Source organism: Pandoraea fibrosis (assembly GCF_000807775.2).
GTDB lineage: Bacteria > Pseudomonadota > Gammaproteobacteria > Burkholderiales > Burkholderiaceae > Pandoraea > Pandoraea fibrosis.
In genome coordinates this window covers 638,066-661,702 of sequence record NZ_CP047385.1, presented here as the reverse complement: position 1 = coordinate 661,702, position 23,637 = coordinate 638,066, and the positions used below count along the sequence as shown (strand labels likewise).

At 62.6% G+C, this 23,637-nt stretch carries 19 protein-coding genes; 11 read left to right on the top strand and 8 right to left on the bottom strand.

The window, feature by feature from the left end:
• Nucleotides 1-26 precede the first annotated feature (26 nt).
• Nucleotides 27-686 (bottom strand): DedA family protein, encoded by a 660-nt coding sequence (locus PI93_RS02905; RefSeq protein WP_052240927.1) that lies wholly within the window; start codon nucleotides 684-686, stop codon nucleotides 27-29.
• A 373-nt stretch (nucleotides 687-1,059) separates the two neighbouring features.
• On the opposite strand from PI93_RS02905, the gene PI93_RS02900 reads away from it, so the two are divergent.
• Nucleotides 1,060-1,983 carry an alpha/beta fold hydrolase gene (locus PI93_RS02900; RefSeq protein WP_039373800.1) on the top strand — a complete coding sequence of 308 codons (924 nt, stop codon included), beginning with the start codon at nucleotides 1,060-1,062 and terminating at the stop codon, nucleotides 1,981-1,983.
• 213 nt (nucleotides 1,984-2,196) lie between these two features.
• On the opposite strand, the gene PI93_RS02895 is transcribed toward PI93_RS02900, so the two are convergent.
• Together PI93_RS02895 and PI93_RS02890 are read right to left on the bottom strand one after the other, a co-directional pair.
• Entirely contained in the window at nucleotides 2,197-2,706 is a 510-nt protein-coding gene (locus tag PI93_RS02895) for a single-stranded DNA-binding protein (protein WP_039373799.1), read from the bottom strand.
• A gap of 30 nt (nucleotides 2,707-2,736) precedes the next feature.
• Nucleotides 2,737-3,960 carry an MFS transporter gene (locus tag PI93_RS02890; protein ID WP_039373797.1) on the bottom strand — a complete coding sequence of 408 codons (1,224 nt, stop codon included), beginning with the start codon at nucleotides 3,958-3,960 and terminating at the stop codon, nucleotides 2,737-2,739.
• A 421-nt stretch (nucleotides 3,961-4,381) separates the two neighbouring features.
• Between PI93_RS02890 and uvrA the strand changes: the two genes are divergently transcribed.
• The 7 genes from uvrA to PI93_RS02855 all read left to right on the top strand — a co-directional run bounded on the left by uvrA (nucleotide 4,382) and on the right by PI93_RS02855 (nucleotide 12,794).
• Complete coding sequence (uvrA, locus tag PI93_RS02885) at nucleotides 4,382-7,246, top strand: excinuclease ABC subunit UvrA (protein WP_039373794.1); 2,865 nt, start codon at nucleotides 4,382-4,384, stop codon at nucleotides 7,244-7,246.
• Nucleotides 7,247-7,298: 52 nt separating this feature from the next.
• Entirely contained in the window at nucleotides 7,299-8,327 is a 1,029-nt protein-coding gene (locus PI93_RS02880; protein ID WP_039373792.1) for an AI-2E family transporter, read from the top strand.
• 111 nt (nucleotides 8,328-8,438) lie between these two features.
• The gene (locus PI93_RS02875) at nucleotides 8,439-9,113 is read left to right on the top strand and encodes a helix-turn-helix transcriptional regulator (protein WP_052240926.1); all 675 of its coding nucleotides are present in this window, start codon (nucleotides 8,439-8,441) and stop codon (nucleotides 9,111-9,113) included.
• Nucleotides 9,110-10,090 (top strand): threo-3-hydroxy-L-aspartate ammonia-lyase, encoded by a 981-nt coding sequence (locus tag PI93_RS02870; protein WP_039373789.1) that lies wholly within the window; start codon nucleotides 9,110-9,112, stop codon nucleotides 10,088-10,090. The genes PI93_RS02875 and PI93_RS02870 overlap by 4 nt, the downstream gene beginning before the upstream one ends.
• Complete coding sequence (locus PI93_RS02865) at nucleotides 10,087-10,485, top strand: RidA family protein (RefSeq protein ID WP_039373788.1); 399 nt, start codon at nucleotides 10,087-10,089, stop codon at nucleotides 10,483-10,485. The genes PI93_RS02870 and PI93_RS02865 overlap by 4 nt, the downstream gene beginning before the upstream one ends.
• A gap of 248 nt (nucleotides 10,486-10,733) precedes the next feature.
• The gene (locus tag PI93_RS02860) at nucleotides 10,734-11,741 is read left to right on the top strand and encodes a DUF2339 domain-containing protein (RefSeq protein WP_144400516.1); all 1,008 of its coding nucleotides are present in this window, start codon (nucleotides 10,734-10,736) and stop codon (nucleotides 11,739-11,741) included.
• Nucleotides 11,742-11,819: 78 nt separating this feature from the next.
• On the top strand, nucleotides 11,820-12,794 hold the full coding sequence (locus PI93_RS02855) for a hypothetical protein (protein ID WP_144400517.1): 975 nt from the start codon (nucleotides 11,820-11,822) through the stop codon (nucleotides 12,792-12,794).
• A 121-nt stretch (nucleotides 12,795-12,915) separates the two neighbouring features.
• Here PI93_RS02855 and PI93_RS02850 read toward each other — a convergent pair whose 3' ends face one another.
• From PI93_RS02850 to PI93_RS02830, 5 genes are all read right to left on the bottom strand, one after another.
• Nucleotides 12,916-13,464, bottom strand: a complete 549-nt coding sequence (locus PI93_RS02850; RefSeq protein WP_039373785.1) for a phosphonate degradation HD-domain oxygenase — start codon at nucleotides 13,462-13,464, stop codon at nucleotides 12,916-12,918.
• A complete protein-coding gene (locus PI93_RS02845) occupies nucleotides 13,424-15,241 on the bottom strand; it encodes a Na/Pi cotransporter family protein (RefSeq protein WP_080759369.1) in 1,818 nt (605 codons plus the stop codon). The genes PI93_RS02850 and PI93_RS02845 overlap by 41 nt, the downstream gene beginning before the upstream one ends.
• Before the next feature lie 358 nt (nucleotides 15,242-15,599).
• Nucleotides 15,600-17,054: a phosphonoacetaldehyde dehydrogenase gene (gene phnY, locus PI93_RS02840; RefSeq protein WP_039373783.1), complete on the bottom strand. Its 1,455-nt coding sequence runs from the start codon at nucleotides 17,052-17,054 to the stop codon at nucleotides 15,600-15,602.
• 102 nt (nucleotides 17,055-17,156) lie between these two features.
• A complete protein-coding gene (gene phnA, locus PI93_RS02835; protein WP_039373778.1) occupies nucleotides 17,157-18,410 on the bottom strand; it encodes a phosphonoacetate hydrolase in 1,254 nt (417 codons plus the stop codon).
• A 117-nt stretch (nucleotides 18,411-18,527) separates the two neighbouring features.
• Nucleotides 18,528-19,244 carry a phosphonate utilization associated transcriptional regulator gene (locus tag PI93_RS02830; protein ID WP_039373777.1) on the bottom strand — a complete coding sequence of 239 codons (717 nt, stop codon included), beginning with the start codon at nucleotides 19,242-19,244 and terminating at the stop codon, nucleotides 18,528-18,530.
• Nucleotides 19,245-19,644: 400 nt separating this feature from the next.
• Between PI93_RS02830 and PI93_RS02825 the strand changes: the two genes are divergently transcribed.
• From PI93_RS02825 to PI93_RS02815, 3 genes are read left to right on the top strand one after another with little or no spacing between them, the layout of a single operon-like run.
• Complete coding sequence (locus PI93_RS02825) at nucleotides 19,645-20,685, top strand: putative 2-aminoethylphosphonate ABC transporter substrate-binding protein (protein ID WP_039373776.1); 1,041 nt, start codon at nucleotides 19,645-19,647, stop codon at nucleotides 20,683-20,685.
• A 47-nt stretch (nucleotides 20,686-20,732) separates the two neighbouring features.
• The gene (locus PI93_RS02820) at nucleotides 20,733-21,815 is read left to right on the top strand and encodes a putative 2-aminoethylphosphonate ABC transporter ATP-binding protein (protein WP_039373773.1); all 1,083 of its coding nucleotides are present in this window, start codon (nucleotides 20,733-20,735) and stop codon (nucleotides 21,813-21,815) included.
• A gap of 7 nt (nucleotides 21,816-21,822) precedes the next feature.
• On the top strand, nucleotides 21,823-23,625 hold the full coding sequence (locus tag PI93_RS02815) for a putative 2-aminoethylphosphonate ABC transporter permease subunit (RefSeq protein ID WP_080759368.1): 1,803 nt from the start codon (nucleotides 21,823-21,825) through the stop codon (nucleotides 23,623-23,625).
• Nucleotides 23,626-23,637 lie beyond the last annotated feature (12 nt).

Here is a 23,637-nt window from a genome sequence, read left to right as displayed (position 1 = left end):
CATACGAGAGCATCTCGGTTGCCCTGTCATATCCGTGAATCGATCTGAAGCGAGGCATCGTTGTCCGATGCTCTCGCCGTCCAGATGCGCCGCGCAAACCGATACGCGACACAGACTACCGCCAACACCCCGATCGCGATCATGGCCCGCGCGCCAAAGACGGACAGCGCGTTGAGCAGGCGCTGGATCTGCGAAGCGAACATGACACCCAGCGTGAGCCCGGCACCGATCCACAGCGTCACGCCCGCACAATCGTAGCCGACGAAGGTACGCAGCCGGACTCCCATCGCGCCACAAAGTGGCACGGCCACCAATGACAGCCCAGGCAGAACGCGCGCCACGATGAGCAGGCGCGCACCCCATTGTCCGAAGATCTGCTCAGTCTTGCTCACACAGGCTTCGCGCGATAGCGTGAGATCGCACACGGTGTTGAGCGTTCGCGGGCCATAACGCCGGCCCCAGAAAAACCAGATCAGGTCAGCCAGCACGCCTGCCAGGACCGCCACGCCGAGTATCGGCGAGAGCGGCAGTGCGATCGACCACAGGCTCGCCGCCCCCTGCGTCTGGCAGGCGGCGACGGCGATCAGGGTCGGCATGACGGGCAGCGGCAGCCCCAGCGATGCTCCCAATACGTTGAGGAACACCAACAGCACACCGTTCTGTGCGATCCACTCATGCGGCAGCATGGGATCTCCCGGTCGAAGTGTTGCAAGAGGCTTTCTGCACGATACGTCACCTCGTCAGGTAGTGAATGGATCGGAGCACGTGGCGCGTAAGCGAAGTCTGACGATTGCGATGGTCCGCGTCGGGTGCCGTTGGAATCCATGCTAGAGGCGCTACCCGGGCGGCGGTAGCCGCGCGAAAGGACGCACGATGTTGCGCACAGGGCACCAATACGCGGTGCCCCGCCGGGGGGCCGCCGCATTGGTGCGCCCGGCACAACAGCACGCTTCCTCCGGAGCATCTACCCCCCTCGTGAGACCCCGCCTACGATGCCCTTACCCTCTTACCACTCAAGGGCTTCCCGTGAACGATTCGCACAACCCAACCCGTCGCAGCATGCTGGCAGGCAGTGCGGCACTAGCCGCCAGTGCTTTCGCCATGCGCGCAGAAGCGGGCACGCAATCCAATCATCAACCGACCCGGAGCGTACGAATGACCTCCAGCACCCTCATTACCAAAGATGGCACGCAGATCTACTACAAGGACTGGGGCGAAGGCCCCGTCGTCACCTTCTCGCACGGCTGGCCGCTCAATGCCGACGCGTGGGACGGACAGATGCACTTTCTGGCGCGCAACGGCTTTCGCGTGATTGCGCACGATCGTCGTGGACACGGCCGTTCGTCGCAACCCTCGTCGGGCAACGACATGAACGGCTACGCCGACGATCTGGCGCAGTTGATCGAGTCGCTCGACCTCAAGCAGATCACGATGGTGGGCCACTCCACCGGCGGTGGCGAAGTGGCGCGCTACATCGGTCGACACGGTAACCGTCGCGTGGCAAAAGCGGTGCTCATCGGTGCAGTGCCGCCGGTGATGGTCAAGTCGGCCACTAATCCGGACGGTCTGCCCATCGAGGTCTTCGACCGCATTCGCGACGGCGTGGCGAACGACCGCTCGCAGTTCTACAAGGATCTCGCGGTTCCCTTCTACGGGGCCAATCGCGCCGGTGCCAAGGTGTCTCAGGGCCTGCTGGATCAGTTCTGGCTCTGGGGTATGCAAAGCGGGCAGAAGAACGCCTACGAATGCGTGAAAGCCTTCTCGGAGACCGACTTTACTGAAGACCTGAAGAAGATCGAGGTGCCCACGCTCTTCATTCACGGCGAAGATGACCAGATCGTGCCGGTGCATGCCGCCGCGAAGAAGGCCGCCCGCCTCGTGAAGCACGCGAAAGAGATTTACTACCCAGGCGCTCCGCACGGTCTGACGGCCACGCTTCAAGACCGCGTCAACGCCGACCTGCTGGCTTTCCTGCGCACCTGAGAACGCGGGCGTTTCACGGTACGTCGCCCCACGAGAGCGCACTCGGCCGGCAGCGCCGGCCGGCCCTTGCGGGAATCACGACGTCCAGGCGTTGATGCGACCGGCGATCGCTCTGCGGTGCTCGTCAAACGTGACAATTCGATGTAAACAATGACAAAACCCCCGGCGACATAAAGTCCCGGGGGTTTTGTCTACGTTCACTAAAACGTCTTTTTAGAACGGAATATCGTCGTCCATGTCATCGAAGCCACCGCCCGACTGCTTGGCCGGCGCTTGCTGACGCGCACCGCCGCCGCCACCGCCACCGCCGCGCGAATAGCCACCACCGCCGCCACCTTCGTCGCCGCCGCCACGCGAGTAGCCACCGCCGCCGCCACCGCCCTCGCCACCACGGCCACCCAGCATTTGCATCTGGTCAGCCACGATATCCGTGCTGTAACGGTCCGTGCCGTCCTGCGCCTGGTACTTGCGCGTGCGGATCTTACCCTCGATGTACACCGACGAGCCCTTCTTCAGGTACTCGTTGACGATCTCGGCGAGACGGCCGAAGAACGACACGCGGTGCCATTCCGTCATCTCCTTGAACTCGCCGGATTGCTTGTCCTTGTAACGGTCGGTCGTCGCCAGACGAATGTTCGCGACCGCATCGCCGCTCGGCAAATAGCGGACTTCGGGGTCGGCGCCAAGGTTACCGACCAGGATCACTTTGTTGACTGATGCCATAAAACTTTCTCCGGTATTGCTGAAATCCGATCAGGATTGACGAGGCGCTGGCGTCCTCATCGGTGCGGCGATTATAAGCCACACGAAAGCTCCGGCTGCGCATGTGAGGAATATTGCGTTTTGACCGTAGTGGGTCATCAGATAACCCCCTAGTGCCCCGCCGCAGAACAACCCGAGTGCCTGTGTCGTATTGTAGACACCCACCGCCGCGCCCTTGCGCTGCCCCGGTGCGAGCTTCGAGACCAGCGACGGCTGCGATGCTTCGAGCACGTTAAAGCCCAGAAAATACACGAACAGCACCACCGCAATCACGGTCACCGTCGGCGGCAAACCGCCCAGCGCCGCCTGTGCGATCGCTACCAGCGCAATCGCCGAGAGCAGCACCGTCTTCATCTTGCCGCGCTTCTCGGCCGCAATGATCGCCGGCACCATCGCCACAAACGACAGGCCCATCACCGGCAGATAGATCTCCCAGTGCTGCGCGACCGGCAGACCCGCCGCGACCAGCATGCGCGGCATCGCCACGAACAGCGCCGTCTGCGTGGCATGCAGCACGAAGACGCCGAAATTCAGGCGCAACAGTTCCGGGTTATGCAACACCTCGGAAAATGGCGCCGGCCCGGCCTTGGCGTGCACGGGCGGTGTCGGCACCACCCACAACACCACGAAAATCGCCAGCACCGCCAGAATGCCGATCGCCGAGAACAAGCCGCTCATGCCCAGCCAGTGGTACAGGAACGGCGCACACACGATCGCCACCGCAAACGACACGCCGATACTGCCGCCGATCATCGCCATCGCCTTCGTGCGGTTCTCGTCGCTTGTCAGGTCCGCCACGCAGGCCATGACCGCCGACGAAATCGCGCCGGCCCCCTGAATCGCCCGGCCGACAATGATCCACATCAGATCATGCGCCAGCGCCGCCACCAGCGAGCCGATCGCGAACACGATCAGGCCAAAGATGATGACCGGCTTGCGCCCCAGTCGGTCAGACGCCCAGCCGTAAGGGATATAGAGCAGCGACTGCGTCAGGCCGTAAATGCCGATCGCCAGTCCGACGAGGAAGGTATTGTTGCCGCCCGGAATCGTCTGAGCAAACACCGAGAACACCGGCATGATCAGGAACAGGCCGAGCATGCGCAGGGCAAAAATCCCCGCGAGCGACGCACTCGCGCGCACTTCTAGCGGGGTCATGCGGCCACCTCGGCCGCGTGTCGTGGCAGGGGAAGCGGAAGTCACGGAATCAGTCGACATTACGTCCTGGGAGATGGAAAAAACGCGTGCTGCCTCGGAATCTTCTGATGATTACGGCCCGATCCGGCGGCAGGTCTGCCGTCCGGCAGGCGCGTCGATGGCCGTCTTGCCGACGGTCGGGCGCCAGCCTCTGGAAATCGGGCGGTTCGTCCCCATCTGTGCCTCGTGCCGGTGTGCCGCCCGGGACAGCCTGTCAGCAGGTTCAGCCCCGGCAATCAAACTTAGGTATATTAGCAGGTTTAGCCGCCCGGATTTCTCCCCCAGCGGCCCGCCCGACCGCTCCCGCCGCCAGTCGCGTCGACGCCGGCCAACGCCGCGCCGGTACGGCCCGACGTCCCGGGAAACTCGGACTCTTGGGGGCCGGATCCCGCCCCGCGACAATTCGCCGCGCGGATTCCTCGGCGACGACCCGGAACCGTCAATGGAAAGCATTCGTATTCGTGGGGCTCGTACCCACAATCTCAAGAACGTCAATCTCGACTTGCCGCGTCACCAGCTCGTGGTGATCACCGGCCTGTCCGGCTCCGGCAAATCGTCGCTCGCCTTCGACACGCTTTATGCGGAAGGTCAGCGGCGCTACGTCGAGAGTCTGTCGGCTTACGCCCGTCAGTTCCTGCAACTGATGGAGAAGCCCGACGTCGATCTGATCGAGGGCCTCTCGCCCGCGATCTCGATCGAGCAGAAGGCAACGTCGCATAACCCGCGTTCGACGGTCGGCACGGTCACGGAAATCCACGACTACCTGCGTCTGCTTTACGCCCGCGTCGGCACGCCCTACTGCCCCGATCACGGCCTGCCGCTCGAGTCGCAAAACGTCTCGCAGATGGTCGATGCCGTGCTCGCGCTGCCGGAAGATACCAAGCTCATGATCCTTGCGCCGATCGTTGTCGATCGCAAAGGGGAGCACGCCGATCTCTTCGAGTCGATGCAGGCGCAGGGCTTCGTGCGCTTTCGCATCCGCTCCGGCGGTGGCGCCGCCAACGAAGGCCATGCCCGCGTCTATGACATCGACGCCCTGCCCAAGCTCAAGAAAACGGAGAAGCATTCGGTCGATGTGGTGATCGATCGCGTGAAGGTACGCGCCGATCTGAAGCAGCGCCTGGCGGAATCGTTCGAGACGGCGCTGCGCCTGGCCGATGGCCGCGCCATTGCGCTGGAAATGGATACCGAGAAGGAACACGTCTTCAGCTCGAAGTTCGCGTGCCCCGTGTGCGCGTATTCGTTGCAGGAACTCGAGCCGCGTCTGTTCTCGTTCAACAATCCGATGGGCGCCTGCCCGACCTGCGACGGTCTGGGCCAGATGACGTTCTTCGACCCGAAGCGGGTGGTCGCCTTCCCGGCGCTCTCGCTGGCCTCCGGCGCGATCAAGGGCTGGGACCGTCGGAACCAGTTTTACTTCCAGATGCTGCAAAGCCTCGCGGCGTTCTACGATTTCGACGTGGATACCGCCTTCGAGGAATTGCCGGAAGACACGCAGAAGATCGTGCTTTACGGCTCGGGCGAGCAGACCATTCCCTTCACCTACGTGAACGAGAAAGGCCGCACGTCAGTGCGCGAGCACGCGTTCGAAGGCATCATTCCGAATCTGGAACGCCGTTATCGCGAGACCGATTCCGTGGCCGTGCGCGAAGAACTCGCCAAGTACCAGAACAACCGCGCCTGCCCCGATTGCGAAGGCAGCCGCCTGCGCCGCGAAGCACGCTTCGTGAAGGTCGGCGAAGGCCCGCAGGCCCGTGCGATCTATGAAATCGGCAATCTGCCGTTGCGCGATGCACTGGGCTACTTCCACGAACTCGTGTTGCACGGCGCGAAGCGCGAGATCGCCGACAAGATCGTCAAGGAGATCGTCGCGCGTCTCTCGTTCCTGAACAACGTGGGACTCGACTATCTCTCGCTGGAACGCAGCGCCGATACGCTCTCGGGCGGCGAAGCGCAGCGCATCCGTCTCGCGTCGCAAATCGGCTCAGGTCTCACGGGCGTGATGTACGTGCTCGACGAGCCGTCCATCGGGCTGCATCAGCGCGACAACGACCGTCTGATCGGCACCCTCAAACACCTGCGCGACCTTGGCAATTCGGTAATCGTCGTCGAGCACGACGAAGACATGATTCTCGCGAGCGACTATGTCGTCGACATGGGGCTCGGCGCCGGTATCCACGGCGGCACGGTGATTGCGCAAGGCAGCCCCCGGCAGATCGAGCAAGCGCCGGAATCGCTGACCGGGCAATACCTGTCGGGCGCGCGACGCATCGAGGTGCCGACGCAGCGCCATGCGCCGCGTGAAGAGCGTCTGCGCATTTTCGATGCGACGGGCAACAACCTCAAGAACGTCAATCTGGATCTGCCGGTCGGCTTGCTGACCTGCGTGACAGGCGTGTCCGGATCGGGCAAGTCGACGCTGATCAACGACACGCTGTATCACGCCATCGCCCGCCATCTTTATGGGTCGTCGGCCGAGCCGGCGCCGTATGACCAGATCGAAGGGCTGGAACACTTCGACAAGGTCATCAACGTCGATCAGTCCCCCATCGGCCGAACACCGCGCTCGAATCCGGCCACTTACACGGGCGTGTTCACCCCGATCCGCGAGCTCTTCGCCGGCGTGCCGGCGGCCAAGGAACGCGGCTACGATCCGGGTCGCTTCTCGTTCAACGTGAAGGGCGGACGCTGCGAAGCCTGTCAGGGCGACGGTGTCATCAAGGTCGAAATGCACTTCCTGCCCGACGTGTACGTGCCTTGCGACGTCTGTCACGGCAAGCGTTACAACCGAGAAACGCTCGAAGTGCAATACAAGGGCCGCAATATCTCGGAAGTGCTCGACATGACCGTCGAGCAGGCGCACGAGTTCTTCAAGCCCGTGCCGGTCGTGGCGCGCAAGCTCAAGACACTGCTCGACGTGGGTCTGGGCTACATCCGCCTCGGCCAGTCGGCCACCACGCTCTCGGGCGGCGAGGCACAACGGGTGAAGCTCTCGCTCGAACTTTCCAAGCGCGATACGGGCCGAACGCTGTATATCCTTGACGAACCGACGACCGGGCTGCACTTTCACGATATCGAATTGCTGCTAACCGTGATTCACCGGCTGCGCGACCAGGGCAATACTGTCGTCATCATCGAGCACAATCTGGATGTCATCAAAACGGCGGATTGGGTGATCGACCTCGGGCCGGAAGGCGGCGCGGGCGGCGGGCAGATCATTGCACAGGGCACGCCCGAGCAAGTGGCAGCGAACAAGGCCAGTTTCACCGGCAAATACCTCGCCCCGCTGCTCAAGCGCGAGAAGTAAGGCGCACCGCCCAAGCCGCCTCGGCACAGGCTTTTTTGAAGGACGTCATTGCATGGAACCGCGTGCTGGCTGGAATCCGGATCGGAATTTCTGGATCGAACTGACGAGCTACGTCTTCGCCGCCGTAGCCCTCTGGCTGATTCTGAGCATTCACCTGCTATCGGTGGTGCTCTCGGGAATGGTCGTCTATCAACTCGTGCACGTGCTCGGGCCTCGCCTGCAACTGCGGATCTCGAGCGAGCGCGCGCGGCTGGTCGCCGTCGCGCTTCTGTCGGCGGTGATCGTCGCGCTGATGACGGCGCTCATCTTCGGCATCATCACGTTCTTCCGCAGCGATGCGGGCCATCTACAGCACATCAACGGCAAGATGATGGAGGCCATCGAGCAGGCCCGCGCGCAGTTGCCCGCGTGGGTCACTGCACGCCTGCCGGCCGACAGCGATGACATTCATCAGGCCATCACCGGCTACCTGAAAGACCACACGCAGGAGATGTCGCTCGTTGGCAAGGAAGCGCTCAACGCGATGGTGCACATTGTGGTGGGGCTGGTGCTCGGCGCGCTTGTGGCGCTCTCCACGATCCGTCCCGTGCACAGCATGCGTCCACTCGCGGCCGCGCTCGCTCGCCGCGTGACACGGTTCGGCGATGCCTTTCGCCGTATCGTGTTCGCGCAGGTGAAGATTTCGGCGATCAACACCGTCTTTACCGCGATCTTCCTGCTCGGCGTGTTGCCGCTGTTCGACATTCACGTGCCGCTTCGCAAGACGATGATCGTTGTGACATTCGTCGTTGGCCTGCTGCCGGTCGTGGGCAATCTGATCTCGAACACGTTCATCGTGGTGCTGGGTCTGTCCGTGTCGCTGTACGTGGCGATCACGGCGCTCGTCTTCCTGATCGTGATCCACAAGCTCGAGTACTTCCTGAACGCGCGCATCGTCGGCACGCAGATCCAGTCTCGCGCCTGGGAGTTGCTGCTCGCCATGATCGTGATGGAGGCCGCATTCGGGCTGCCAGGACTCATCGCCGCGCCGATCTATTACGGCTATCTCAAGAGCGAACTGGCGGAAAACGAACTCGTCTGAGCGTCTCGCACGCCCGCTGCCCGTCGCCCTTTCACCGGGGACCACCGAGCACCGGGCGATATTTTTCGGCACGATTTGACATTTCGTCACCCAGTGACATAATGTCAAATCATGAAATCCGCCAAATCTCCCACCTCGGGCAAGCTCGACGAAAACACGCTCTTGTTGCGTGAGGGTCGCAAGATCGTCGAGGCGCTTGGCCAGACGTTCGCTCCGCTGGTCGAAGTGGTGCTACACGACCTGACCGACCCCGACCATGCCATCGTGGCAATCTCGAACAACCTGTCGGGACGTGAGCCGGGCGACGCGGTCACGGAGATGGGGCTCGCCCGCATCGCCGATCCGGCATTCCCCGAAGTCATCGCGAACTATGCGAACCGGTTTCCGGACGGACGACCGGCCAAAAGCACGTCCATCGGGCTGAAGAACAGCAGGGGCGAGTATGTCGCGGCCATCTGCCTGAACATGGACATCTCCATGCTCGCCGCCGCCGCCGCCAGTGTTCAGCAACTGGTGAACGTGCCGAATCACGCACCGGCATCGGTTCGCGAGACGCTCTCCAACCGCCGGCTCGACGACATCGCCCCGCTCATTGCCGACTTCGCCGCACAGCGCAACACGACGCCGCAGGGTCTGTCGCTTGCGCAACGCCGCGACGCCATCCGTCTCATCGAAGCGCGTGGACTGCTGGATCTGCGCCACGCTCATGCCGAGGTCGCCCGCGCGTTAGGCATCGCCCGCTCGACCGTCTACACCTACCTCTCCGACCCGAAAGGCGCATCATGACCGCTCCCCCGCTGGCGATTACCTATGGCGACGTCGTCGCCGCCCACGACCGGATTCGCGAGGCCGCGCATCGCACGCCGGTACTCACGTCGCGCATCGCCGACGCCATGACCGGCGCCAGCCTGTTTTTCAAGGCGGAGAATTTCCAGCGCATGGGCGCGTTCAAGTTTCGCGGCGCGTTCAACGCGATCTCGCAATTCACCGCCGAGCAAAAGCGTGGCGGCGTGCTGGCCTTCTCGTCGGGCAACCATGCGCAGGCGATTGCTCTCTCCGCGCGTGAGCTGGGCGTGCCTGCCGTGATTCTGATGCCGCAGGACGCGCCGCAGATGAAGATCGACGCAACGCGTGGGTACGGCGCGGAAGTCATTCTCTTCGACCGCTACAAGGAAGATCGCGAGGCGCTTGCCAAACAGCTTTCGCAAGCGCGCGGCATGACGTTGATTCCGCCTTACGACCATCCGCATGTCATGGCGGGACAGGGCACGGCCACCAAGGAATTGATTGAAGACGCCGGCGAGCTGGACACGCTCGTGGTTTGCCTCGGCGGTGGCGGACTGCTCTCCGGCAGCGCGATTGCCGCCCGCGCGCTAAATCCGAACATCGAGATTTTCGGTGTGGAGCCGGAAGCGGGCAACGACGGTCAGCAGAGTTTTCGTTCGGGCGAAATCGTGCATATCGAGACGCCCCGCACGATTGCCGACGGCGCGCAAACCCAGCATCTCGGCGAATACACATTCCCGGTCATTCGTTCGCTCGTGGACGACATCCTGACCGTGACGGACGACGAACTCGTGCAGACGATGAAGTTCCTCGCGAGCCGCATGAAGATCGTGGTCGAGCCCACGGGTTGTCTGGCGGCGGCAGCCGTTCTGCAGGGCAAGGTGGAGGTACGCGGCAAGCGTGTCGGCATCCTCCTGTCGGGTGGCAACGTCGATATGGAACGCTTCGCCAAACTCACGCTCGGGGAGGCCGTATGAGCGCACAGGAACGCGGTATCGAAGCGGTGAACGTGCCGACGCTGCAACCGCCGCGCGGTCACTATTCGCATGGCGTGTGTGCGGGCGGCTTTGTGTTCGTATCGGGACAGTTGCCGATCACGCCGGAAGGCGAGCGCCTCGTGGGTGCGCCGTTCGCGGTGCAGGCGAAACAGGCGCTGGATAATGTCGCGACGATTCTGACGGCATGCGGCACGACCATCGATCGTCTGGTGCAAGTTCGTGTGTACATTACGAACGTCGACGATTGGGGCCCGTTCAACGAGGTCTACGCCGCCTGGGCCGGTAACGCAAAACCCGCTCGCGCCGTCGTACCGGTGCCCGCGCTCAGTCACGGCGTGGCCGTCGAGATCGAGGCGATGGCGTTGGCGGGTTGACCACCTCGCACCAGCACAATGCCATGCAGGCAGGAGCGCGTTTCGCCCGTTCCTGCCAGTGCGCAGTCGCTCTCAATCGCACGACAAGTAAATTCCGAATCGACTGCCAATGGCCTCAGGCCCGGCAAAACGCGATAGCAATGCATTACGCACGTCTCTAGGCTGGACGATTCTCCTCGTTCCACTCGTGAGCAAGACAGGTGCTGCACGGTGGTGTGGAATGAGGCATCCATTGATCGCCATGACCTATGACCACTCCCAACGCGCCGTCATCCGCCGCATCGTCCCTCTCGGCAAAAACCACCCAGTGTCACGACGCTCGCTTTTCCTTCGATCAGAAGAGGAAGAGAGATGCCCCATTGTTTGCGATAAGCAGCAGCGACTTCATTTTCATCACGGCCGCAGGTTTGTATTTCTGCGGCATGACCATGGTCTCGAGCATGAGTGGCGCGTGGCTCACTTCATTGTTATCTGCCGCCGTAGCTTGGGGATGTTCAACCGTGCTAGCTCGCAGACAACGACGCTCGCTCTCGCTTCAAGTGCTTTGTGCGGTCTTCGTCTTCTTCGTATCCCTATTGGGGTTTTGCACGGCACGTCCGACGGACGCTTCCGTGGAAGCCGTACGACACTCCCTGCATTGGTCCATGTTCTACGCCGGTGTTTTCCTGACAGGCATAAGTGCTGCGCTGTATTGGTGGCGCTTTCGGGCTTGCGCAGCTATAGCGATAGGTATTGGTTGGATTGCGGTTCTTGTCTGGGTATACGCGTTGCTGCTGAAAAGCCCCCGCTTCCAGATAACCGTTTTCATCGCCACCGCTGTCGCTGGCGTGGCGATATACCTCTGGGCATTGCACTGGGACAAGCTCGACCGTCGACGCGGCACGATCCGGTCGGATGTCGCATTTTGGCTGCACCTATTGGCTGCCTGCATGATCGTGAACCCCATATTTCTCGCGCTCAATGACATGCCCCTCCTCGTTTTGGTCGCGTTCGCACTCATGTTCCCGCTATCGGTAGTCGCGGACAGACGTGCATTGATCGTCATATCATCGCCCTATGCTCTTCTCGCCTTTGCCAATATGCTCGCCATCGGCATCCCTATTCGTGCACAAAGCGCCCTTGGCATTGCAAACATGACGTTTGCGCTCGCCCTCGTGGTGATATGGGAGCGCTGGAACCCGGTGCGGAATGCAGCATTGCGCCTCATACCCGCAAGATGGCGTGTCCGTTTCCCCAGCCGGGCCGACGGTTTGTGAAATCCCCCGGGATTTCTGCTTAGGGATGTTCGTCCGACGGATACACTTTGGGCTACACGTGCCGACCTCAGCGAAACCATGACCACCTCAGACATCCCGCCTTCACCGCAAACTGCCACACCCGGTGTGCCGCAGCAACGCATCGACGACGAGCCCATGCAGTTGATCACCAGCTTCAACGACGTTTTCGTCGTGGTCGCGTCGGCACTGCTCGTGTTCGGCACGGTGTGGCTGACGAACACTCTGCCACCGTGGCTCATCGCACTGATCTGTGCTGCGCTCTTCTGGGGACTGTCGGAGGTCTTCGTGCGACGCCGCCGCATGGCGTTGCCCGCGCTGTCTTATAGCTTTGGATTCATTGCCACGCTCGCTTGCGCCGGATTTGTGGCAATTCCGTCGGGGCACGCGGACAGCGGCCCCTCGGACGTGTATATCGAGGCCCAGGGGCTCTTGTATTTCCTTCCTCAAATGCTCGCGAGTTACGTCGGCATCGTCATCGGCACGGTGGCTTACTGGCGACGCTTCCGGGTACCAGCCACCATCGCGCTGGGCTTCGCCGGCGTCGTCTGCCTGACATGGTTCCTCGTGCTCGTTGCCGGTCAGGACTACATCGGCCTGATGCGGGCGGCGAACATCGTTGTCGGCCTGGCCATTTTCGTCTGGGCACTGCGCTGGGATGCACAAGACCCGCAACGCAAGACCATTCGCTCGGACGTCGCCTTCTGGTTGCACCTGCTGGCGGCTTGCATGGTCACGCATCCGATCTTCTGGGCGCTCATGCCCGGCTATCCGATCGCGGTCATCGCCGTCTTTGTGCTGCTGACCGGCATCTCACTTGCCATCGATCGGCGTGCGCTGATGATGTCGTCGTTGTTGTACGTGATCAGCGCGATTCTGAGCGTTCTCGTGACGTCCGCCGCTTCACAGGCATTGGCGGTGGTCGCTGTTGTTGTGGGGGGCGCATTGTTGCTGCTGTCCGCCCTCTGGCGCCCGGCGCGAGCCGTCGTGCTGAAGCTGCTTCCCAGCGGCTGGCGAGCCCATCTCCCTCAATAACCTTGCGCAGTCCCGCGCCGCCTCTCGTTCGAGTGCGGCGCGCCCTCCCCCTCTTTCCTCAGTCGACGAATCGGCACGCGCAAACGGTGCGCGTTCGCTGGCGCATCCGCCGCCCGTCCCCTTACTGCAACGTGACCCGCTCCAGCACCTTCATATAGTGATCGAGTGGCGGTGTCACCATGCCAGCGACCTTCGCCCGGTCGTCCCAACGACGCAGCCGCAGCGCCGCCTCGGCGTGCTCTCGCGCGAGGAACGTCTTCGCCTCGTCGTCGCTGAACACCCCACCCTGCAACGCCAGACTACGCACCGAATCGACCGACAGCTTGCCGTAGTACTCGGGATCGATAGCGCACAGGCAACGCTTCGCGTCGACATGCAGGCGAATGGGATCGAGCACCGCGTCGCTGAACAACGGACGCAGGAACGGCAGCGCGAAGTATTGATGCAGATCGTCGATGCCGCGCTCGGTGGGCGTTTCGCCCTGAAGGTTGAGCAAATGGCCGAGATCGTGGAGGAAACTGGCGGCGACGAGCGCCTCGTCGGCGCCCTCGCTCTCGGCCAACGCGCCGCTTTGCAGCGCGTGCTCCAGTTGGGTGACAGGCTCGCCGCTGTAGGCGATCGAACCGAATTTATCGAACAGGGTGCGGATGTCCGGCAGGCTCAGGGCCATCGTGTGAACTCTCGTTGTCGTCGCGAGAACTTGGGGCAGCGGCCGTCGCGACCTCGGCAAGCGCCGCCAGCTTCGACACCTTCGATTCCTTCGGCGTCTTGATATCCTTCACGTCCTTGGCGTCCTTGCCGTCCTTCGGCTTGTCTCGCATGCGGCTCTTGCGCAGCGCGCCTGCGTCGTCGAGCACCGGGTACGCCGTCGAGCAGAACAGCGAGTTCAGACGCTTCATGTCGCTGATGATGTCCAGATGCAGCGAACTCGTCTCGATACTCTGCACCGACTGACCCGCCAGACGATTCAGGTGCGTGTACGAATAAGCGCGTTCCAGATCGCGGAAGCTTTCCTTCTCGGCCATCAGCCGCTGGGCACTCTTCAGGTCCGTGTTCAGAAACACAGACAGGCCCAGTTGCAGATTCGTCACCAGACGCGCGTGCATGTCGCAGATCTCCTGCAACCCGGCCTCGGAGAACGACAGCTTGTGCGAAATCTTCTTCTCCTCGACCTCCGTCACCATGCGCTCGATGATGTCGCCCGCATGCTCCAGATTGATCGTGAGCGAAATGATGTCCGTCCAGCGGCGGCTGTCCTGCTCGCTCAGGTTCTCGCGCGACACGCGCGTCAGGTACATCTTGACCGCCGTGTAGAGATGGTCGACGTCGTCATCCATCCGGCGCGTCTCGCGCGCCCGCGCCACATCGTTGCTGCGAATGACATCGAGCAATCCGTTGAGCATCTGCTCGACGATGTCGCCCATGCGCAACGTTTCGCGCGTTGCGTTGGCTAGTGCAACCGATGGCATCTCCAGCGCACTCTCGTCCAGATGGCGGGCGCGCGTCACCCCATCCGCCTCCGGCTTTTCCGCAAGCAGGCGAACGCACAGACGTGCCATCGGCTCGGTGAACGCCAGGAACACCACGCAACGCACCAGGTTGTAAAGCACATGGAAATTGACGACGGCTTGCGCAGGGGCGTCCGAGAGCCAGCTCACCAGCATCGGTGCATAGTCGACGAACGGCAGCACGAGCAGGCAGCCGATCAGCTTGAAGATGAGACTGCCGAAAACGACACGACGCCCTGCCGCATTCTGTCCGGCCGAGGTCAGCATCGCGAGCATGCCGCTGCCCAGATTCGCGCCGATCACGAGGCACAGCGCCACCTTGAGCGAAATCACGCCCGAGGACGCGAGCGTCGCCGTCAGCAGCACCGCCGCCAGGCTCGAATACGACACCATGGCGAAGAGCGCGCCGATCAGTGTGTCGAGCATCACGTCGCCGGTCAGCGAACCGAACAGCACCTTCACGCCCGCCGCTTCGGTCATCGGCGTGGTCGCGCCCACGATCAGTTGCAACGCCAGAATGATCAGGCCCAGCCCGATCGATACGCGGCCAAGCTGGCCGGCGCGGGTCTGTTTGCGTGACAGGAAGAAGATGACGCCGAAGAAGATCAGCAGCGGCGAGAGCCAGTGCAGGTCGAACGTCAGGATCCGCGCCATGAGCGCCGTACCGACGTCTGCCCCGAGCATGATCGACAGTGCGGGGGCCAGCGCGATCAACCCCTGAGCGCCGAATGAGGAGACGATGAGTGCCGTCGCGTTGCTGCTCTGCACGAGGCCCGTGACGAGCACGCCCGCTGCAAACGCGAGAAAGCGATTCGAAATGCTGTGCGACAGAATGCGCCGCAGGTCGGCACCGTAGACGCGCAGGACCCCGGTACGCACGATGTGCGTACCCCAGATCAGCATCGCCACGCCGGAAAGTAGGTTGAGCAGTGTCAGCATGCCAGTGTTCCGTGATCTTTTTGTCGACGGGACAGGCAGCGCCTCGCGCCGCCAACATGACGCGTCCACTGGTTTGCCAAACCGGCATCCCGCGTCAGTCCAACACTGGCGTCGGGATGCGTATGAAGTTCACGCGTCATGCGTATCCCCAATCGATACACCGTACACCAAAACGACCAGCGCAACAATCGTGTCATCAATTTGTCACAATTTTTGCTCTGGTTCTGCTAAGCCTTGTTGCGTAAGGGGGACAGGGTGGGTCGAGGGTCGCTGTCGCACCGACTTTCCGCCCGTTGTGTTGTCCCTGCCCCCCTTTCACATCCTGAAATCCGGCTCAGTTTTCAGGCCGCGATCAGGCTCAGATTCCCCACGGCAGCGTAAAGGTTTTGGTGTTGGTGAAGCTCTTCATCGCTTCCTGCACCCCCTCCTTGTAGCCGAGGCCGGAATCCTTGATGCCACCGAACGGTGTCAGTTCGATGCGATAGCCCGGCACCTCCCAGACGTTGACCGTCCCCACCTGAAGTTCGTTGGTGAAGCGCGTGACATAGTCGAGGCGGTTCGTGCACACGCCAGATGACAGCCCGAATGCCGTGCCGTTCGACATGGCAATGGCTTCATCGATGCTGCCGAACGTGAGAATCGGCGAGACCGGCCCGAACGTCTCTTCACGCACCACCGTCATCTTCGGATCGACACGATCGATGACGGTCGGCGAGTACAGCGCGCCCTCGCGCTTGTTACCCACGAGCAACCGCGCCCCCTGCGATACCGCCTCGTTCACGCGAGCTTCGAACAGACGCGCCGCCGCTTCGTCGATGACCGTGCCCATATCGTTCGCGCCATCGGCCGGATCGCCGTACTTCCACGCGCGGGTCTTCTCCACGACTAATTCGGTGAACTGTGCCGCGATGTCGCGATGCACGAGCATGCGCTTGACCGCCGTGCAACGCTGCCCCGAATTCTTGTACGACCCCTGCACCGCGAGATCGGTGGCGCGATCGAGGTCGGCGTCCTCCATCACGATCAGCGGATCGTTGCCCCCCAGTTCCAGCACGATGCGACGATAGCCCGCCTTGGACGCGATGTACTTGCCGATCGATACGCCGCCGGTGAACGTGATCATGTCGATGTTCTCGTTCGTGATCATCTCGTCGGCGATCTCCATCGGATCGCCCGTGATGACCTGGAGCATCTCCGGCGGCAGACCGGCTTCATACAGCGTGTCGGCCAGATAGAACGCCGACAGCGGCACCTTCTCCGACGGCTTGAGGACCATCCGGTTGTTGGTCGCAATCGACGGCGCGACCTTGTGCGCCACCTGATTCATCGGATGATTGAACGGCGTGATAGCCGAGATCGCCCCCAGCAGCGGCTCGCGCTGCGTGACCACGCGGCGCTTTTTGCCGTGCGGCGTGAGGTCGCAGGAGAAGGCCTGCCCGTCGTCCTTGAGCGCCTCGCCAGCGGCGAAACCGAGCACGTCGGCAACGCGTCCGATTTCGTAGACGGCGTCTTTCTTGCACAGCCCCGACTCCATCGTGATGATCGCGGCGGCCTCGGCGGTACGCTCGCGCAGCAACGCGGCGGCCTTGTCGAGAATGTTGGCCCGCTCGAAACGGGTGAGCGTCGAGCGGTACTGCTTCGCGATCGAGAACGCGCGGCGCACATCGTCGAGCGAGGCTTTCGGCACGGTGCCGACCAAATCGCCCGAGTACGGGTTGAAGACTTCGATGATCCGTTCGCGGGTCACTTTTTCGCCACCGATGCGAAGCGCTTCGGCGCGGAATTCGGGGTGCAGCTTGTGCGGCGCGTTCATGGGGTTCTCCACAGCATATCCAACCGGACAGGGGCCCGGCGACGCAAACGTTCTGGGGTTTGCGCGCCGTTGGTTCTCATTGCAAATCTTGGCGGCAAGGCATCAGACGTGATTGAGCGCGACGTCGAGAATGTCGAAGTTGCGCAACCGCGCCTTACCCGGAATGCCTTGCGTCTTCCGGTTGAACAGCAGCGGCACGGTCTGTTCGGAAATCCCGCCGTGCGAGCGCAACGGCACCGTCAGCCCGGTCAGATCGTGACGGCTCGCGCTCGTGCCCAGCACCACCGACTGATCGCTCACGACCACGAGATCGCCCACGCGGTCCGGCGGCAGCTCGAAACGGGCGCACGCTTCGGCGTTGGTATGCACGACCTCGATGCCGGGCAACGCGGCAATGCGCTGGCGGATGGCGTCGCGATCCACGTCGCGCGGCAGATAGATCGTGGCAAACGACCCCAGCGCCCCGTGATGCACCACATACGGATCGGTAATCGGCAGAATCACACGTGCACCACCCGCTTCCACGCCCTTGCCGAGCCAGTCGTCGAGCAGATCCTGCAAATAGATGACGTTGGGCTGACCGGTCTTCGGATCGTGCTTGGCATTCATGCCGTGGTCCGCCGTCAGGCCAATGACCGCGCCCAGTTCGTCCATACGGCGCAGGTATTTGTCCATCATGGCGTAGAAGGCGTTTGCGCCCTCTGTGCCCGGCGCCCACTTGTGCTGAACGTAGTCGGTCGTCGAGAGATACATCAGGTCGATGTGACGCGTCTCGAGCAAACGCACCCCCGCCGCGAACACGAACTCGGAGAGTGCCGCGCTGTAGACATCCGGCACCGGCATGCCGACGAGGCCCAGCACGTCGTCGATGCCGTTCTCCTCCAGCGTGACCTGATCGGATTTCTCCGACGAGAAGCAGATGCCCTTCATGCGGTGGCCGAGCAGCTTGCGCAGCTTGTCCTTGGCAGTGACCACGGCGACGCTCGCGCCCGCATCGGCGGCGGCGGCCAGCACGGTGCCCGCACGCAGATAGGCCGGGTCGTTCATCATGACTTCCGCGCCGCGCCCGCCGTCGGCGGCCGGGTCAAAGAAGTAGTTACCGCAGATACCGTGCACGGCGGGGGGCGCGCCGGTCACGATCGACAGATTGTTGGGGTTGGTGAACGACGGCACGACGCAGTCGCCCTGAAAGACAGCGCCGTCGGCCAGCAGGTGCTTCAGATACGGCGCCACACCTGCCGCCGCAGCGGCTTCGAGATACTCGAACTGACAGCCATCGACACACACGATGACGGTCGGCTGTTGCGGCAACCGGTACTGGCGGCCGTTCACTTGGATCTGCACGGGCTGGTTCACGTCGGGTCTCCTCAAGAGCAACTGGATTGACCACCGCTGGCATCGACATCGATGCGACACCCGCGCGGCGGCCGGGTATTCAACAAGACAACGTTCTCACTGACCTTCGACCGGCGCTCAGCCGGCCTTCGCCTGCGCCGGGGCACCCGGTGCGCGCGCGAGCGCCTCACGAATGCGGGCCCGGCCACGCGCCAGATGCTCGCGCGTAACCTGCGCGGCGCGCTCGGGGTCGCGCGAGGCAATCGCACTCACGATGTCGCGGTGCTCGCGCTCCGACTTCGGCGGCGCGGTGGTATCGCCCGTCAACGCTTCGTGACGGAACAGGCTCAATTCCTTGACCAGCCGGCGGTAGGTCTCGAGCAACTTGCGGTTGCCGACCATCTCGACGAGCGAATCGTGAAACGACACGTTCAACTGGTAATACCCCTCGCTGTCCCCCGACTCCACCGCGCGATGCATCGCTTCGACGGCTTCGCGCAACCGGGTGAGCTGCTCGGAGGTGATCGTCTCGGCCAGCGCTCGGCCCACGTATTCGTCGAGCACGCCACGCAGCGTGTAAATCTCTTCCGCCTCTTCCAGCGAAATGACCCGCACGAACACCCCGCGATTCTTCTCGGTGCGCAACAACCCCGCCTCTTCCAGTGCACGAAACGCCTCTCGCACCGGACCGCGCGACACGCCCAGACGGCCAGCCACCTCGATCTCGTTGAGCTTGGTGCCGGGCGTGAGCGTGCCCGCCATGATCTGGCGCTCGATCTCGTGCTGGACGAGCGTGGTGAGCGACTGACTCTGCAACAGTTCAATTGCCGTAGGCGACGTGGGCTTCGGGGTCATACCGGTCTTCCTTATCTCTGAACACTGACGCTATCGCGCAACGCCATCCGCCAGAAGGCCAAACCGCTTCCACAGGTACGTTTGGCGATTTGTGGCGTTACGTGATTATTTTTGTTGCTTGACATTCAAGCACAGCAGTTTGTAGATTGTCAACAAATCACATCCGACATCGCAGGCAAATTTTGCAACATCGTCGGGTTGAATGGGGGCAGGCAGCGACAAAACCCTATCTGAATCAATGATTTCCATACTATTGGAGGTATTTGACGAGCAGATGACAAAGGCCAAGGGTTTCAAGAAAAAGACATAAATTGCCAATAATATGCAACACATCGCCTCATAGAGGGCGTTTGCCGCACTCACTTACGCGACCTGGAATCGCGACCCACAGGAGCCATCCATGAACCAATCATTGCGCCGTGCCATGCGTGCTGCCGCTGCTCTCGCCGCCGGACTCGTCTGCGCGGCCCAGGCCGGCCACGCGCTCGCCAAGACCACGCTGACTGTCTATACGGCGTGGGAAGTCGAAGTCATGCGTCCGTATGCGGAGGCGTTCCAGAAAGCGAACCCCGACATTGAAATCAAGTACGTGCGCGACTCCACGGGGGTGGTAACGGCGAAGGTGCTCGCGGAGAAGGCCAACCCGCAGGCCGATGTGATCGCCGGGCTCGCGGCGTCGAGTCTCGAACTGATCAAGCAGGAAGGTCTGCTCACGCCTTACGCGCCCAAGGGCTTCGATCAGCTCACGCGCGCTTACAGCGACAAAGCCAACCCGCCGTCGTGGGTCGGTCTGGACGTGTGGGGCGCCACGGTCTGCTTCAACACGGTGGAAGCCGCCAAGCGCAATCTGCCCAAGCCAACGTCGTGGGAAGACCTGGCCAAGCCGATCTACAAAGGCATGATCGTGATGCCCAATCCGGCCACTTCCGGTACGGGCTTTCTCGACGTGACCGCCTGGCTCCAGATGTTCGGCAAGGAAGGCGGCTGGAAGTACATGGACGCGCTCGACAAGAACATCGTCAAGTACACGCACTCGGGCTCGAAGCCGTGCCGCGACGCCGGCGCGGGGGAATACCCCATCGGCATCTCGTTCGAATTCAACGCGCATCGCACGAAGGCCGCAGGCGCACCCATCGAACTCGTATTTCCGAAGGAAGGCCTGGGCTACGACATCGAGGCCGCGGGCATCGTGAAGACGACCAAGAAACTCGACGCCGCCAAGCGCTACATGGACTGGCTCGCCAGCAAGGAAGCGAACGAGATGTACGCGAAGGACTGGGCCATCGTGGCGTATCCGGGCGTGGCGAAGAAGTTCGACACGATTCCCGCCAACTATCCCGACATGCTCGTGAAGAACGATTTCACGGAAATCGCGAAGAGCCGTGAATCGGTGCTCGCGGAATGGCAGAAGCGCTACGGCGCCAAGTCGGAGAAGAAGTAACGTCTCCCGGCCCACCGGACAACGCGAACCCGCAGGAGGTCCCCCGAATGAGCGACGACACGTATCTGAGCCTCGCCGGCATCCACAAACGCTTCGACAGCACTGTGGTGCTGCACGACATTCATCTCACCGTGCGACGCGGCGAAATGCTGTGTTTTCTCGGTCCTTCGGGCTGCGGAAAAACAACGCTGCTGCGCGTCATCGCCGGACTGGAGGCGCAAACGCAGGGCACGTTGTCACAGAACGGCCGCGACATTTCGACGCTACCGCCCATGCAGCGCGACTACGGCATCGTGTTTCAGTCGTACGCGCTGTTTCCCAACCTGAGCGTGGCGCAAAACGTGGCCTACGGGCTGACGAACCGGCGCGTGCCACGCGCCGAGCGCGACGCCCGTGTCGCGGAGTTGCTGGAGATGGTCGGGTTGCCCGACGCCGGCGCGAAGTTTCCCGGCCAGCTATCGGGCGGCCAGCAACAGCGCATTGCCATTGCGCGGGCGCTGGCCACATCGCCCGGCTTGCTGCTGCTGGACGAACCGCTCTCTGCGCTCGACGCACGCGTGCGTGTACGTTTGCGTAGCGAGATTCGTGCGTTGCAACAGCGTCTGGGCATCACCACGATTCTCGTCACGCACGATCAGGAAGAAGCGCTGTCGATGGCCGATCGCATCGTGGTGATGAACCACGGCGTGATCGAACAGATCGGCACCCCCGGCGAGATCTATCAGCATCCCGCCACCCCGTTTGTGGCGGACTTCGTCGGCAAGACCAACATCCTGCCCGCCCGGCTCGGCGACGCCGGACGCGTGCGCGTGGGGCAGTACGAACTGACCTGCGGCACGCTCAACGGTTGTCGCACCGGCGAAGACATCCGTGTCTTCTTCCGACCGGAGGACGTTCGCGTGCGCGATCTCGACGACCTCGACGATGAAGCGAACGTCTTCGACGGCGCCGTCGAGAAGATCGAGTTTCTCGGCGCGTTTTCCCGCGTGACGCTGCGCATGCACGCGTGCGAACACCCGCTCTATGCCGACCTCTCGCCCGCAGACATGCGGGCCCTGCGACCGGCCACGGGCAGCGCCCTGCGTTTTGCCGTGCCGAGCGCGGCCGTACGCGTCTTCCGTCAGGGGTGATGCCACGATGAGTTCCTTACCCTCCACCGCGATCAGCGCGCCGCAAGCTCACGCGGCGTCCACGGCACAGGCAGCGCATACGGCAGCGGGCCGCCCGCCACCGTCGGCCATCCGTCCGGTGCGCCTCGCCTCTCACTGGACGGATCGCCTCGCGCAGGCATTGCTGCTCGTGGCCGCCGCCGCCGGCGTTCTCTTCCTGCTCGCGCCGATGGCGGCGATTCTCATCAAGAGCGTGCAGGACAACAACGGGCACTTCGTCGGTCTGCAACACTTTCGCGAGTATTTCCATTCGCCCGCGTTGTTAGGATCGATCTGGAACAGTGTGTGGATCTCGATGGTGACGACGTGCATTACCGTGCCGCTCGCCTTCATCTTCGCGTATGCCCTCACGCGCAGTTGCATTCGCGGCAAGACGCTGTTGCGCAACATCGCGCTCATTCCGATTCTCGGCCCCACCCTGCTGCCCGCGATCTCGTTCATCTTCTGGTTCGGCAATCAGGGGCTGCTGCGGCCGTTCATGGGCGACGTGGACATTTACGGGCCGCTGGGCATTGTGATGTCGCTGGTGAACGCCACGTTCCCGCACGCGCTGATGATTCTGATCACCGCGCTCTCGCTCACCGACGCGCGGCTCTACGAGGCTGCCGATGCCCTCGGCACGCCCATGCTGCGACGCTTCTTGACCATCACGCTGCCGGGCGCGAAGTATGGTGTGATCAGCGCCGCGATGATCGTCTTCACGTATGCGATTTCCGACTTCGGGATTCCGAAAGTCATCGGCGGCGACTTCAACGTGCTCGCCACCGACATCTACAAGCTCGTGATCGGTCAGCAGGACTTCTCGAAAGGCGCTGTCGTGGGTCTCGTGCTGCTCGTGCCGGTCGGTATCACCTACCTCGTGGACTCGGTGGTGCAACGCAAGCAACAGGCGCTGCTCTCGGCGCGCGCGGTGCCGTATGTCCCGAAGCCCTCACGCGGGTTCGACTGGCTGATGGCCACGCTGTGCTGGGGCATGGCCGCGATCATGCTCGCCATTCTCGGCATGGCCGTGTACGCCTCGTTCGTGAAGTTCTGGCCGTACAACTTCAGCCTGTCGCTCGGCCACTATCGCTTCGGCCTTATCGAAAGCGGCGCGTTCGACTCCTACGTGAACAGCCTCCAGATGGCGTTCTGGTGTGCGGTATGGGGCACGGCGGCGATCTTCGTCATCGCCTATCTGCTTGAGAAGACACGCGGCATGACATGGCTGCGCGGTTTCATCCGCATGATGGCTGTGCTGCCGATGGGCGTGCCCGGCCTCGTGCTGGGGCTCGGCTACATCTTCTTCTTTGTCCCCGAAGCCAATCCGCTGCACAGCCTGTACGGCACGCTGGCCATTCTGGTGATCGTCAACGTCGTGCATTACTACTCGTCGAGCCATCTCACCGCAGTCACGGCACTCAAGCAGATCGATCCGGAATTCGAGTACGTGTCGGCGTCGCTGAAGGTGCCCTTCTATCGCACCTTCTGGCGCGTGTCGGCGCCGATCTGCCTGCCGTCGATCATCGACATCAGCCGGTACCTGTTCGTGAACGCCATGACCACGGTGTCGGCTGTCGTGTTCCTGTACTCGGCCGACACCTCGCTGGCGTCGGTCGCCATCGTCAACATGGACGAGACCGGCTCCATCGGTCCCGCTGCGGCCATGGCCACACTCGTCGTGCTCACGTCGATGGGCGTGTGCCTGCTCTATCACGGCATTCAGATCGTGGTGGAGCGCTATACGCAGGCATGGCGCCGGCCGTCGGGCATGGTCCGCAAGGCGCACTGACATCACTGAGGA